The sequence below is a fragment of the Saccharothrix coeruleofusca genome (assembly GCF_017876325.1).
Classification (GTDB): domain Bacteria; phylum Actinomycetota; class Actinomycetes; order Mycobacteriales; family Pseudonocardiaceae; genus Actinosynnema; species Actinosynnema coeruleofuscum.
The window spans coordinates 5059958-5073112 of record NZ_JAGINV010000001.1; the positions used below are offsets into that span (position 1 = coordinate 5059958).

Annotated in this window: 12 protein-coding genes; 1 reads left to right on the forward strand and 11 read right to left on the reverse strand. The window is 72.6% G+C overall.

Going from position 1 to position 13155, the window contains the following annotated elements; translation table 11 throughout:
* Positions 1-22: 22 nt before the first annotated feature.
* The 3 genes from ftsW to JOF41_RS22615 form a co-directional block, all read right to left on the reverse strand.
* Positions 23-1480, reverse strand: a complete 1458-nt coding sequence (gene ftsW, locus JOF41_RS22605; RefSeq protein WP_189223019.1) for a putative lipid II flippase FtsW — start codon at positions 1478-1480, stop codon at positions 23-25.
* Between the two features lie 188 nt (positions 1481-1668).
* Positions 1669-1857 (reverse strand): DUF397 domain-containing protein, encoded by a 189-nt coding sequence (locus JOF41_RS22610; protein ID WP_209621788.1) that lies wholly within the window; start codon positions 1855-1857, stop codon positions 1669-1671.
* A gap of 15 nt (positions 1858-1872) precedes the next feature.
* On the reverse strand, positions 1873-2718 hold the full coding sequence (locus JOF41_RS22615; RefSeq protein WP_189223017.1) for a helix-turn-helix domain-containing protein: 846 nt from the start codon (positions 2716-2718) through the stop codon (positions 1873-1875).
* A 104-nt stretch (positions 2719-2822) separates the two neighbouring features.
* On the opposite strand from JOF41_RS22615, the gene JOF41_RS22620 reads away from it, so the two are divergent.
* Positions 2823-3152 carry a hypothetical protein gene (locus JOF41_RS22620; protein ID WP_189223016.1) on the forward strand — a complete coding sequence of 110 codons (330 nt, stop codon included), beginning with the start codon at positions 2823-2825 and terminating at the stop codon, positions 3150-3152.
* Here JOF41_RS22620 and murD read toward each other — a convergent pair.
* The 8 genes from murD to mraZ all read right to left on the reverse strand — a co-directional run bounded on the left by murD (position 3140) and on the right by mraZ (position 12935).
* Positions 3140-4489 (reverse strand): UDP-N-acetylmuramoyl-L-alanine--D-glutamate ligase, encoded by a 1350-nt coding sequence (gene murD / locus JOF41_RS22625; RefSeq protein ID WP_189223330.1) that lies wholly within the window; start codon positions 4487-4489, stop codon positions 3140-3142. The two genes, JOF41_RS22620 and murD, sit on opposite strands and share 13 nt — an antisense overlap.
* Before the next feature lie 2 nt (positions 4490-4491).
* Positions 4492-5580 carry a phospho-N-acetylmuramoyl-pentapeptide-transferase gene (gene mraY / locus JOF41_RS22630; RefSeq protein WP_189223015.1) on the reverse strand — a complete coding sequence of 363 codons (1089 nt, stop codon included), beginning with the start codon at positions 5578-5580 and terminating at the stop codon, positions 4492-4494.
* The gene (locus JOF41_RS22635) at positions 5577-7046 is read right to left on the reverse strand and encodes a UDP-N-acetylmuramoyl-tripeptide--D-alanyl-D-alanine ligase (RefSeq protein ID WP_209621790.1); all 1470 of its coding nucleotides are present in this window, start codon (positions 7044-7046) and stop codon (positions 5577-5579) included. Before JOF41_RS22635 ends, mraY begins: the two co-directional genes overlap by 4 nt.
* Positions 7043-8629 carry a UDP-N-acetylmuramoyl-L-alanyl-D-glutamate--2,6-diaminopimelate ligase gene (locus JOF41_RS22640; protein WP_209621793.1) on the reverse strand — a complete coding sequence of 529 codons (1587 nt, stop codon included), beginning with the start codon at positions 8627-8629 and terminating at the stop codon, positions 7043-7045. Before JOF41_RS22640 ends, JOF41_RS22635 begins: the two co-directional genes overlap by 4 nt.
* Before the next feature lie 51 nt (positions 8630-8680).
* Complete coding sequence (locus JOF41_RS22645; protein ID WP_189223012.1) at positions 8681-10585, reverse strand: peptidoglycan D,D-transpeptidase FtsI family protein; 1905 nt, start codon at positions 10583-10585, stop codon at positions 8681-8683.
* A 136-nt stretch (positions 10586-10721) separates the two neighbouring features.
* Entirely contained in the window at positions 10722-11399 is a 678-nt protein-coding gene (gene ftsL / locus JOF41_RS22650) for a cell division protein FtsL (protein ID WP_209621796.1), read from the reverse strand.
* Positions 11396-12343, reverse strand: coding sequence for a 16S rRNA (cytosine(1402)-N(4))-methyltransferase RsmH (gene rsmH / locus JOF41_RS22655; RefSeq protein WP_189223011.1), 948 nt, complete (start codon positions 12341-12343; stop codon positions 11396-11398). Before rsmH ends, ftsL begins: the two co-directional genes overlap by 4 nt.
* A gap of 160 nt (positions 12344-12503) precedes the next feature.
* A complete protein-coding gene (gene mraZ, locus JOF41_RS22660) occupies positions 12504-12935 on the reverse strand; it encodes a division/cell wall cluster transcriptional repressor MraZ (protein WP_189223010.1) in 432 nt (143 codons plus the stop codon).
* Positions 12936-13155 lie beyond the last annotated feature (220 nt).

A 13155-nucleotide genomic window follows, 5' to 3' on the forward strand; every position in this document is an offset into this window, starting at 1 on the left:
TTCCTCCTCGGTTCGGTGGGGACTATCTCCCGTCGCGGCCGGTGCGCCGGGACCGGGTGGACCGGTCCAGGGTGGCCTTGCGGGATTCTCGACGACGGTACTCCGAGGGCGGCGCGGACCTGCCCGCCATCCTCCGCTCGTCCACCGGCGGCGGCGCGGGGGTCCGGCGGCCGGGCGCGCGCGGCGGGGTGGACGGGCGCACCGGCTTGCGCTTGCGCGGCGGCCGGTAGGCCTCGGGGGCGGGCAGCTTCAGCGCGCCGCCCACCCGGCCCGGCCCCAGCGAGCGCAGCGCGGCCACCGCTTCCGGCTCGTGCCGCGCGCAGCTGGCCAGGATGCCGAACACGATCATGGTGGTGACGATCGACGTGCCGCCGGAGGAGATCATCGGCAGCGTGATGCCGGTGACCGGCAGCAGCCGCACGACGTAGCCGATGTTGATGGCGGCCTGGGCGACCAGCCACACGGTCAGCGTGGCCGCGACCATCCTGATCCACGGGTCGGTGTTGCGCGCCGCCACCCGCAGGCCCACCACGGCCAGCAGGCCGAACAGCCCCAGCACCAGCAGGCAGCCGATGAACCCCAGCTCCTCGCCGATGACCGCGAAGATGAAGTCGCTGTGCACGTTGGGCAGGTAGCGCCACTTGGAGCTGCCGTTGGTCAGGCCCTTGCCGAAGAACCCGCCCTCGGCCAGCGCGAACAGCGCCTGCCGCGCCTGCAGGCCCTTGCCGAGCGGGTCGGCCTCCGGGTTGAGGAAGGTGAGCACCCGGTCCAGCCGGTAGGGCGCGGTGACGGCCAGGAACGCGGCGGCGGCCACGCCCGCGGCGGCGATCGCGCCGAACAGCCGCAGCGGCGCGCCGACGAACCACAGCAGGCTGATCAGCACCACGCCGAGGGTGATCGTGCCGCCCAGGTCCGGCTGCAGCATCACCAGCGCGAAGACCACCAGGGCGACCGGCACCACCGGCACCAGCAGGTGCCGGTACTGGTTGAGCAGCGCGCGCTTGGTGACCAGCACGTGCGAGCCCCACAGCGCCAGCGCGAGCTTGGCGGCCTCGATGGGCTGGAAGGAGATGGGGCCGACGGTGAACCAGGACTGCGCGCCACCCGCGACGGTGCCCAGCGGCGTCAGCACGAGGACCAGCATGATGACGCAGACCAGCATCGCCATGGTGCTGCCGTAGCGGATGCTGCGCAGCGGCATCCGCAGCACGATCCAGAACAGCACCGCGCCGACCAGCACGTAGGTCAGCTGCTTCTGGAACACCGAGTACGCCGACGCGCCCTCGGCCACCTCGCCGGGGGCGGACGCGGACAGCACCATGATCAGGCCGATCACGGTGAGCATGCCGAGCACGGCCAGCAGCAGGTGGAAGTCGGCCAGCGGCCTGCTCAGCCACGCGGTCAGCGCGCCGCGCACCGCGACACCCCGGCCGGTGCGCCGGGGTCGCGCGGCCCGCGCGGGCCGGTCCACCAGGGTCACGATCTCGCTCGTTCCGCCACGGGTGCATGGTCTCCCGCCTGCGGCGGGGAGGGCAGGACATCGGCCGCGTGTCGCGCGGACGCGACCGCGATCACTACCCGCAGCCTACTGGCCCACCCGCGAGTCGCGCGTCCGCGCACCCCGAACCGAGCGTTCGGACCCTCCGAACCGAGCGTTCCGGCACCGCCTCAGCCGCGATCGAGGAGACCCGCCCGCCCTGCCGCCAGGAAAGCCGCCACCGCGTGACCGGAGAAGGTCAACACCGGCCCGCCCGCGTTCTTGCTGTCCCGCACCCGGAACACCTCAGCCGAAGCGGCCACCTCGACGCAGTTGCCGGACCCGTTGCTACGACTGCTCTTGCGCCACTCCGACCACATGACCTTCTCCCGCCCCTAGACGCCGCCCATCACCTGCTTGATGAACACAACCGACTCACGCGGGTCGAGCGCGGAAGCGCGCAGGTGATCCATGACCAGGCTATACCTCTCGACTTCCGCCCCTTCGTCCAAATAGAGGCCGCCGGTCAGGTTGTCTATGTAGACGATGTCCGGAAAGCCGGTGAACTTCAACATGGTGAACGCGGTACCCATGGCCATGTGCTGCCCTTTGCCGAACGGCAGCACCTGCAACGTCACGTTGGGCAGTTCGGTCAACCCCAGCATGTGCTGGAGCTGCGTTTCATGTACCTCCATGCCGCCCACTACCCGGCGCAACGCGGCTTCATCGAGGATCGCCCACACCGAAAGCGAACCGTCCTCCAAGCGACGCTGTCGCGTCTGCCGCAGCTCAGCGCGCTTGTCGATGACGGCATCGGTCGCATCAGGCGCGTAGGCACGCATGACCCACCGGGCGTAGGAGGGGCTCTGGAACAGTCCGGGCACCAGGTCGATCTCGAAGGTGTCGATGGCGATCGCTTCGGACTCCAGTGCCACGTACTCGGAGAACCAGTCGAACAGCACGTCGCCGTACACGTGCCACCAGCCGCGCTTCTTGGCCACCTTCGCCAGGTGCACCAACCACGCCGTCTTCTCCGGATCGGCCCCGTACAACTGGGCCAGCGCCCTGGTGTCCACTATGGACAACCCCGAAGTCGCGGACTCGATGCGACTGATCTTGGACTTGGAATAACCCAGGAATTCGATCACGTCGTCGAAGCTGAGCCCCGCTTCCTCGCGGAGTTGGGTCAGAGCACTGGCCAGGACACGGCGGCGCACCCCTGGTCCTCGGTTCTGCGGCATAACCGCGACGATAGCGGGAAAGCAGCCCACCGATCGGGTGCATTTCTGCGACATTTCACATTGCGGTGTTGCATAACAGTCCATCGGCGAGGACTGTTCCCGCCATGCCGAAAACCGTTCCCCCAGCCCTGTCCCGTGCGCACGAGCTGCTGCACCAGGAGATGCTCGGCTACCTCGACGAGGTCGAGCTGCTGACCAGCGAGGCCGACACCGAGGACGAGACCATCCTCGACGTGGCGCGCACCGAGGTGCCGCGCCTGGTGGCCGCCGTGCGCGGGATGCTGCGCGACCACCGGGCCGACGTCTTCGGGCTGTGCCTGGGCTGCGCGCCGACCTGGGTGGACGGCCACTTCGCCCGCGAGCCGTGGCCGTGCCCGGTGGTCGGCGGCGCGCACGAGTACCTGCGCCGCCCGGAGAAGCTCTACGAGCGCTGAAGGGCCCGCACCGCTTCCACGAACGCCTGTCCCCGGTGCGCGTAGTCGGTGAACATGTCCATCGACGCCGCCGCCGGGGCCATCACCACCGCGTCGCCCGGCCGCGCCAGGGAGCGGGCCGCCCGCACCGCGTCCTCCATCGTCGCCACGTCCACCACCGGCACCTCCGGCACGTGCCGGGCCAGCGCGGACGCGATCACCTCGCGGTCCGCGCCGATCAGCACCGCCGCGCGCAGCCGGTGTCCCTCCTCGCGCACCAGGTCGTCCACGGACGCGCCCTTGAGCAGCCCGCCCGCGATCCACACCGCGCTGTCGTGGGAGCGCAGCGACGCGGCGGCGGCGTGCGGGTTGGTGGCCTTGGAGTCGTTGACGTACTTGACCCCGTCCACCTCCGCCACGAGCACCGCGCGGTGCGCGCCGGGCCGGAAGTCGCGCAGCCCCTGCCGCACGGCGGCGGGCGGGACGCCGTAGGCGCGGGCCAACGCCGCGGCGGCCAGCGCGTCCGCGACGCCGGGCGGGCCCGGCGGGTGCACGTCGGAGATCTCGGCCAGCACGGCGTCCGGGCCGAACGCCCGGTCCACCAGCGCGCCGCCCACCACGCCGAGCTGGCCCTCCTCGGGCTCGCCCAGGGTGAAGCCGACGTGCGCGGCGGCCGGGGCCGCCGACAGCAGCGCGGCGACCAGCTCGTCGTCCACGCCGCCGACGGCCACCTCGCCGGTCAGCACGCGCGCCTTGGCCGCCGCGTAGGCGTCCATGCCGCCGTGCCAGTCCAGGTGGTCCTCGGCCAGGTTCAGCAGCACGCCCGCCTGCGGGCGCACCGACGGCGACCAGTGCAGCTGGAAGCTGGACAGCTCCACCGCCAGCACCCGGTGCCCGGCCAGCAGCGCGTCCACCACGGGCAGGCCCACGTTGCCGCACGCCACCGCGTCCACGCCCGCCGCGCGCAGGACCGACTCCAGCATCCCGACGGTGGTGGTCTTGCCGTTGGTGCCGGTGACCGCCAGCCAGGTGGGCGGATCGGCCAGCTCGGCGGCCATCCGCCAGGCCAGCTCGACCTCGCCGACCACCTCGATCCCGGCCGCCGCGGCGGCCACCAGCAGGGGGTTGTCCGGGCGCCAGCCGGGGCTGGTCACCACCAGGTCCACCCCCGGCGGCGGCGTGGTCAGCCCCGGCACCAGCGCCACGCCGGGCAGCAGCTGCTCCAGCGCGGCCAGCCGCTCGGCCGAGCCGTCGGTGACGGTGACCGACGCGCCCGCGGCCAGCAGCGCCTCCGCGGCCGACCGCCCGGTCACCCCGGCGCCCGCGACCAGCACGGCGCGCCCGGCGAGGAAACCCATGCTCAGCTCCCGACCGCGGTCAGCCACTCGCTGTAGAACAGACCGAGGCCGAACATGCAGCAGATGCCCGCGAGCAGCCAGAACCGGATGATCACCGTGGTCTCGGCCCAGCCCGCGAGTTCGAAGTGGTGGTGGAACGGCGCCATGCGGAACAACCGCCGCCGCGACGTGCGGAACACCGCGACCTGCAGCACCACCGACATGACCTCGACCACGAACATGCCGCCGATCACGATCATCAGCAGCTCGGTGCGGGTGGTGATGGACAGTCCGGCCACCAGGCCGCCCAGCGCCAGCGAGCCGGTGTCGCCCATGAAGATCTTGGCCGGGGCCGCGTTCCACCACAGGAAGCCGATGCAGCCCGCCATCGCCGCGGCGGCCACCAGCGCCAGGTCCAGCGGGTCGCGCACGTCGTAGCAGCCCGCCACGGGCAGGTTGGAGCAGTTGTAGCGGAACTGCCAGAAGCTGATCACCACGTAGGTGCCCAGCACCATCGCCGACGTGCCGCCCGCCAGGCCGTCCAGGCCGTCGGTCAGGTTGACCGCGTTGGACCACGCGGAGATCGCCGCGTAGCAGAACACCACGAAGCCGACCACGCCGAAGGACACCACGGCGATGTCGCGCACGAACGACAGGTTCACCGACGCGGGCGTGAGGCCCTGCTTGTTCGGGAACTGGATGACCAGCACCGCGAAGATGATGGTGGCGACGAACTGGCCGACCAGCTTGGCGGTCTTGTTCAGACCCAGGTTGCGCTGCTTGCGGATCTTGATGAAGTCGTCGAGGAAGCCGACGATGCCCAGCGAGGTGGTCAGCATCAGCACCAGCAGGCCCGAGGCGCTGGGCGTCTGGTCCTGCGCCGAGGCCGACATCGAGTTCACCAGGTGCGCGCCCAGGTAGCCCGCCCACATCGCGACCAGGATCGCCACGCCGCCCATCGTCGGCGTGCCGCGCTTGGTCTTGTGGCTCTGCGGTCCCTCCTCGCGGATCTCCTGGCCGAAGCCCTGTCTGGAGAAGATCTTGATCAAGTACGGCGTGAGCATGATCGACACGATCAGCGCGATCGCCGCCGCGATCAGGATGCTCTTCACTTGCTGCCCGCCTCCAGGAGAGCCTCGGCAACCCGCCACAGGCCGTATGAGTTGGATGCCTTCACCAGCACGACGTCACCCGGTCGCACCTCGGCGCGCAGCAGCTCGATTGCCGCCGCGACGTCCGGCACCAGAACTGATTCCTCTCCCCATGATCCTTCCAGGTGCGCTCCCTGGTGCATCGCGCGGGCGTCGGGTCCCACGACGACCAGCTTGTTGATGTCCAGGCGGACCGCGAGCCTGCCGATCTCGTCGTGCGCGCGCACCGAGTCCCCGCCCAGCTCCGCCATCGCGCCCAGCACCGCCCAGCTGCGCCGGGCGGGCGTGGTGGCGCGGGACATGGCGGCCAGCGACTTCAGCGCGGCGCGCACCGACTCGGGGTTGGCGTTGTAGGCGTCGTTGATCACCGTGACGCCGTCCGCGCGCTCGGTGACCGCCATGCGGTGCGCGGAGACCCGCTGCGCCTGCCCGAGCCGGTCGGCGACCTCCTGGGGTGTCGCGCCCAGCTCCAGGGCGATCGCGGCGGCGGTGAGCGCGTTGCCGACCTGGTGCGGGCCGTGCACGCCCAGCCGCACCTGGGCCTCGCCCTTCGGGGTGACCAGCCGGAAACCCGCGCGGGCCTGCTCGTCGAGCACCACGTCCTCGGCGCGCACGTCGGCGCGGGGGTGCTCGCCGACCAGCACGACCTTCGCCCTCGTGCGCGGCGCCATGCCCGCCACCAGCGGGTCGTCGGCGTTGAGCACCGCGACGCCGCTTTCGGGCAGCGCCTCCACCAGCTCGCCCTTGGCCTGCGCGATCCCCTGGCGGGAACCGAACTCGCCCAGGTGCGCGCTGCCGACGTTGAGCACCGCGCCGATGCTGGGCGGGGCCACCTGGCACAGGTGGGCGATGTGCCCCGGCCCGCGCGCGGACAGCTCCAGCACCAGGTAGCGGGTGTCGGCGTCGGCGCGCAGCGCGGTCCACGGGTGGCCGAGCTCGTTGTTGAACGAGCCGGGCGGCGCGACGGTCGGCCCCATCGGGGACAGCACCTGCGCGATGAGGTCCTTGGTGGAGGTCTTGCCGGAGGAGCCGGTCACGCCGACCACGACCAGGCCGTGCTCGGCGGCCAGCCGGTCGGTCACGTGCCTGGCCAGCTTGGCCAGCGCGGCCAGCACGGCCGCGCCGTGCCCCTCGGTGTCGCCGGAGAGCACGTAGGCGTTGCCGCCCCGCCGCTCGACCGGCGGCACGACGACGGCGGGCCCGTCGACCTCGCGGGCCGCCAGCACGCCCACCGCGCCCGCGCCGACGGCCTGGGCGGCGAAGTCGTGGCCGTCCACCCGCTCGCCGGGCAGGGCGACGAACAGCCCGCCCCCGGTGACCTCGCGGGTGTCGAACTCGACGGAGCCGGTGACCACCGGGCTGCCGTCGGTGCCGTGCAGCCTGCCGCCGACGACCTCGGCGATCTCGGCCAAGCTCAACGGGATCACGGACGCGCTCCTCGGATCGCCTCGGACAGTGCCGCCACGTCGGAGAAGGGGTGCACCACGCCCGCGATCTCCTGGCCGGTCTCGTGCCCCTTGCCCGCCACGACCACCACGTCGCCCGCGCGGGCCAGCGACACCGCGTGCTCGATGGCCCGGCGCCGGTCGCCGATCTCCACGACCTCGCCCCGCTCACCGCCGGGCACGGCCAGCGCGCCGCGCAGCATCGCCGCGCGGATCTCCGCCGGGTCCTCGCCGCGCGGGTTGTCGTCGGTCACCACCAGCACGTCGCTGCGCCGCGCGGCCTCCTCGCCCATCAGCGGGCGCTTGGCCGTGTCGCGGTCGCCGCCGCAGCCCAGCACGGTGATCACCCTGCCGGTGGCGCGGGCGCGCACCGCGTCCAGCGCCAGCGCGACCGCGGCGGGCTTGTGGGAGTAGTCGACCACGGCGGTGAAGTCCTGGCCCTCGTCCACCCGCTGCATCCGGCCGGGCACCTGGACCCGCGCAAGGCCGCGGGTGATCGCCCCCGGCTCGACACCGCGCGCGTGCAGGCAGGCGATCGCCAGCAGCGCGTTGGCCACGTTGAACGAGCCGGGCAGGCGCAGCTCGACGGGCAGGGTCAGCCCGTCCGGGCCGTGCGCGGTGAACGACTGCTCGCCGGTGGGGGTGACGCGCACGTCCGAGGCGGTCCAGGTGGCCTCGCCGGTGGTGGACCCGGTGGCGGACACGGTCACCGTGCCCGGCTTGACCAGGCGGCGGCCCCACTCGCCGTCCACGCAGACCACCTCGGTCCGCGCGCGGCCGTCGAACAGCAGCGCCTTGGCCTGGAAGTAGTCCTCCATGTCCGGGTGGAAGTCCAGGTGGTCCTGCGACAGGTTGGTGAACGCGCCCACCGCGAACCCCACCCCGCCGACCCGGCCCAGCCGCAGCGCGTGGCTGGAGACCTCCATCGTCACGTCGCTGACCCCGCGCTCGACCATGACCGCGAGCAGGGCCTGCAGGTCGGGGGCCTCGGGGGTGGTGAGGGCGCTGTCCAGCCGCTCCCCGGCGATGCGGGTCTCCACCGTGCCGATCACCCCGGTCTCCAGCCCTGCGGCGCGCAGCGCGGACTCGACCATGTAGGTGGTGGTGGTCTTGCCGGAGGTGCCGGTGACCCCCCACACCGCCAGCTTGGTCGACGGGTCGCCGTAGACGCGGGAGGCCAGCGCGCCCAGCACGCCGCGCGGGTCGCGGTGCACCAGCACCGGCACGTCGCGCAGCGCGGCGCGGGACGCGCCCGCCTCGTCGGTCAGCACGGCCACCGCGCCGCGCGCGAGGGCTTCGTCGGCGAAGTCCGCGCCGTGCGCGCGGGCACCGGGCAGCGCGGCGAACAGGTCACCGGGCAGCACGTGCTGGGCGCGCAGCGTCACCCCGCTGACCTGGACGTGCGCGTGGGCGGGGGCGGTGAGGCGGGCGTCCACGGCCGCGGCCAGCTCCGCCACCGCCACCGGGGAGGTGCGGGAAGGGCGAGGCGGGGCGGTCGCGACCTTGCCCTCTAGCTTGGCAGGCACGCGCGGAAGGCTACCGGCGCACGCAGAGTGGTCGGTCATGACGTCCATTCCGGACCGGGTGTCCCAGTTCCAGGGGTGTCGCGCCTGCGCTCACCGGACCAGTTCCACCACCGGGCTCGGCTCGGCCGACATCGGCACCTGGTAGCGCTGCGCCAGGTAGGAGGCGATGTCGTGGAACAGCGGCGCCGCGGACTGGCCGACCAACCCCTTGCCCTGGTCCGGCGCGTCGAGCATGAGGCCCACCACGAACCGGGGGTTGTCGGCGGGGAAGATGCCCGCGAACGTGATCCAGTACTGCGACATGCTGTAGCACTTGCACTTCTCGTCGACCTGCTGCGCGGTGCCCGTCTTGCCGGTGACCTGGTAGCCGGGCAGCGCGGCGGCGGCGCCGGTGCCGGTCTGCCCAGGGGCGCTCTGCGTCACGGCGCGGAACATCTCGCGCACCGTCTTGGCCGTCTGCGGGCTGACCACCTGCACGCCCTGCGGGCGGTCCAGCTCCTTGCGGGCGCCGTTGGCGTCGACCTCGGCGCGGATCACCCTGGGCGGGATGCGCAGCCCGTCGTTGGCGATCGCCTGGTACATGCCGGTCATCTGGAGCAGGTTCATGCTCAGGCCCTGACCGATGGGCAGGTTGCCGAACGTCGAACCGGACCACTGGTTGCGCGGCGGCACGTAGCCCGCCTCCTCGCCCGGCAGGCCGGAGCCGGTGCGCTGCCCCAGCCCGAACTCCTCCAGCAGCTTGGCGAACCGGTCCTGGCCGACCTCCTGCGCGGTCATCAGCGTGCCCACGTTGGAGGACTTGGCGAACACGCCGGTGAAGGTCATGTCCTGCGGCGGGTGCGGGCTGGCGTCGTTGATGACCCGGTCGGCGATCCTGATGCGGTCGGGCACGTGCAGCACGCTGTCCGGCTGGTAGACCCCGTCCTCGATGGCCGCGGCGGCGGTGATCACCTTGTTCACCGAGCCCGGTTCGAACACCGACGCCACCGCCGTGTTGCGCAGCTCCTGCTCGGTGGCGGAGCCGAAGTCGGTCGGGTCGAAGGTCTTGTCGTTGGCCATGGCCAGGATCTCGCCGGTGCGGCTGTCCAGCACCACCGCGGACCCGTTGCGCGCGCCGGAGCGGGCGGTGTAGTCGGTGATCATCCGCTGCACCGCGTGCTGGGTGTCCAGGTCCAGCGTCAGCTCCAGGCTCTTGCCCGGTGTGGCGGCGGCCAGCTCCCGCGACCGGTCCGGGCCGGGGATGACCACGTTGCCGCCCTGCATGGTGTCCACGATGCGCCGCCCGTTGCGGCCCGCGAGCAGGTTGTCCTGCGAGGTCTCCAGGCCCAGCAGGCCGTGCGTGGCGGGCGGCTGCTCGTTCTTGCGCCAGTTCGCCGCGCCGACGATGTTGGCGGCCAGCCGCCCGTTGGGGTAGACGCGCACCGCCCGGTACTCCGAGCCGATGTCGGAGTACTTGTCGGTGATCACCTCGGCCTTGGCCGGGTCCACGTTGTCCACCAGCTCGACGTAGGTGGTGTCCCTGGACAGCATGTCCAGCATGGTCCGCTGGTCGGTCTTCTGCCCGGCGACCTCGGGGCCCAGGGTCTGCTCGATGAACGCCGCGATGGCCTTGACGTGATCGTCGAAGGAGCCGATGTCCGGGTTGGACTCGGCGGCGATGTCCCACCTCTCGCGCATCAGCTTGGGCACCGCGTACAGGGCGCGCGCCTCCACGCTGAAGGCCAGCTGGTTGCCGTTGCGGTCGGTGATCGAGCCGCGCGCGGCCGGGATGTCGATGGGCGTGGCGCGCTGCTTCTCGGCCAGCGCCGACCACTCCTCGGCCTCGACGACCTGGACCTGCACCAGCTTCAGCCCCGCCGCCACCAGCGCCGCGACCAGCAGGACCCGGCCGACCACGACGCGCACCCGGTTGTTGGCGCCGCGCCGCCGCGCGGGCTCGGCTCCGCGCACCGACAGCGGACGACGCGGGGGCCTGCCCCGCGAGGGCCCCGGCATGGTTTACCTCCTGGTGCCGGATGGCGGGAGCGCGGGCCACCGGGGGGTGGACCGCTGCCGCCCGCGGCCCTCCGGTCGGGTCGCGGGCCGGGTGGCCGGGCTGTCGACCCACCACCCGCCCGGCGGTGTCACGTGCTCAGTTCTGCGGCTGGTCCTGCTGGCCCTGCTGCTGACCCTGCTGCTGGCCCTGGTCCTGCTGCTGACCCTGACCCTGGTCCTGCTGCTGACCCTGCTGTTGCTGCTGGTCCTGCTGCTGCTGGCCCTGCTGGTCGGTCTGCGGCGGGGCGCTCGGGGTCGTGGACGGTGTCGGCGACGGCACCGGGGACGGCTTGCCGTGCACCTCGACCGAGCCGTCGGGCAGCTTGCGCAACCGGGCCGGATCGCCCGCCGGGACCAGCCCCAGCTTGGCCGCGGCCTCGGCCAGCGACAGCGGGGACTCCGCCATCGCGACCTCCCGCCGCAGCTGCTCCACCTGCCGCGCCAGCCGGGTCTCCTCGGCCCGCGCGTCCTGCAGCCGGTAGGAGTCCGCGGTCGCCTGGGTGGACAGCCACATGATCGCGGTGATGCCCGCGCCCAGCACGAGCATGACCATCATCACGAACGGCGCCCTCGGCCCGTCGGAGAGCTGCCTGGTCACCGCGGCCGCGCCGCGGCCCTGCCTGGAGCGCTGGGCGCGGCGGGCGTAGGCGCGCTCCACCGCCGCCGACCGGGGCCGACCGGTGCGCTCGGGCACCGAGCGCAGGGCGCGCTCGCGCGGCCTGGCCTTGGGGGCGGGCGTGGTCGAGCCACCGCCCACCCGAGCGGGTGCGCTCACGTCGCCTCCCCGATCCGTTCCGCCGCCCGCAGCCGCACCGGCGCGGCTCGCGGGTTCTCCTCGACCTCCTGCTCGGAGGCCACTTCCGCACCCCTGGTGAGCAGCTTGAGCTGCGGGCCGTGGCCGGGCAGCTCCACCGGCAGCCCCGGCGGGGTGCGGGAGACCGCCAGGTCGGCGAAGGCCCGCTTGACCATGCGGTCCTCCAGCGACTGGTAGGACTCCACGACGATGCGCCCGCCCACCGCCAGCACCGACAGCGCCGCGGGCAGCGCCCGGCGCAGCGACTCCAGCTCCTGGTTGACCTCGATGCGCAGCGCCTGGAAGGTCCGCTTGGCCGGGTGGCCGCCGGTCCGCCTGGTCGCCGCGGGCACCGCCGCGTACAGCAGCTCGACCAGCCTGCCGCTGGTGGTGAACGGCTCCTTGGCGCGCTCGCGCACGACCGCGGCGGCGATCTTGCGGGCGAACCGCTCCTCGCCGTAGTCGCGCAGCACCCGCGTCAGGTCGTCAGCGGAGTAGGTGTTGAGCACGTCCGCCGCGGTCGGGCCGGTGCCCGCGCTCATCCGCATGTCCAGCGGGGAGTCCCGCGAGTAGGCGAAGCCGCGCTCCTCGGCGTCGAGCTGGAGCGAGGACACGCCGAGGTCCATCAGGATGCCGTCGACCTTGGCGCCGCCGACCGCCTCGGCGATCCGGTCGTAGGTGACCTGGACGAACTCGACCCGGTCGGCGAAGGGCGCCAGCCGCCGCCGGGACAGCTCGATGGCCTGCGGGTCGCGGTCCAGCCCGATCAGCCGGACGCGGGGGTGAGCCCGCAGCACCGCCTCGGAGTGCCCGCCCAGTCCGAGCGTGCAGTCCACGAACACGGCGTCGCGGTCGGCCAGCGCCGGGGCGAGCAGGCCCAGGACGCGGTCGAGCAGCACCGGCACGTGCCGCGCCCGCTCTGCCATGTCCACTCCAATGACCTCGAACTCCTCCCCACAACGCGAATCGGGTGTCGTCAGGTCCCCGCCCGCCCGTCGGACCTGGCGCCGGGGAAGGTGCGCCAGGGCCGAAAGCCGAGCGGACCGAGGCCTCACGGCACCCGAAACCACAAAGCGATCCGGCCGATCAGAACACGCCGGGCAGCACCTCCTCGCGGGCCTCGGCGTAGCGGTCCTCGTGCTCCTCCAGGTAGCGCTGCCACGCCTGCGCGTCCCAGATCTCCAGCCGGTTGATCGCGCCGATGACCACGCACTCCTTGGTCAACCCGGCGTAGCGGCGCAGCTCCGGGGCGATCAGCACCCGGCCCTGGCCGTCCGGCCGCTGCTCGTCCGTGCCCGCGAACAGGTAGCGCTGGTAGGCGCGGACGGCTTCGTTGGTGAAGGGAGCCTCCGCGACCTTGCGCGCCATCTGCTCGAACTCGGCCCGCGGGAACACGTAGAGGCAGTGGTCTTGGCCCTTGGTGACCATCAGACCCCCCGCTAGCGCGTCGCGGAACTTCGCAGGCATCGTCAGCCGGCCCTTGTCGTCCAACCTCGGGTGGTGCGTGCCGAGGAACACGGCGCCCCACCTCCCGTCGCTGGACCCGCGACCGGCAGTGAGGCCCCCGTCTGCCCCACCGGCCGCCACAGTACCCCACTTTTCACCACAGTCAACGCTGAAACGGGGCGTCAAGCCGTCAGGCCGGAGACGTTTATGCTGGTAGAAGCGTTGCGGTCAGCGGGGATGGTGGTGGGGGAAGCGAGCCACCTCCACCTCTGCGAGTGAGTCTGAGAGGCCA

Excerpts from the sequence above, each read along its gene's own strand:
- JOF41_RS22615 (WP_189223017.1), bottom strand. The coding sequence starts at position 2,718 with ATGCCGCAGAACCGAGGACCAGGGGTGCGCCGCCGTGTCCTGGCCAGT.
- JOF41_RS22640 (WP_209621793.1), bottom strand. The coding sequence starts at position 8,629 with ATGACCGACCACTCTGCGTGCGCCGGTAGCCTTCCGCGCGTGCCTGCC.
- JOF41_RS22645 (WP_189223012.1), bottom strand. The coding sequence starts at position 10,585 with ATGCCGGGGCCCTCGCGGGGCAGGCCCCCGCGTCGTCCGCTGTCGGTG.
- JOF41_RS22610 (WP_209621788.1), bottom strand. The coding sequence starts at position 1,857 with ATGTGGTCGGAGTGGCGCAAGAGCAGTCGTAGCAACGGGTCCGGCAAC.
- JOF41_RS22620 (WP_189223016.1), top strand. The coding sequence starts at position 2,823 with ATGCCGAAAACCGTTCCCCCAGCCCTGTCCCGTGCGCACGAGCTGCTG.
- murD (WP_189223330.1), bottom strand. The coding sequence starts at position 4,489 with ATGGGTTTCCTCGCCGGGCGCGCCGTGCTGGTCGCGGGCGCCGGGGTG.
- rsmH (WP_189223011.1), bottom strand. The coding sequence starts at position 12,343 with ATGGCAGAGCGGGCGCGGCACGTGCCGGTGCTGCTCGACCGCGTCCTG.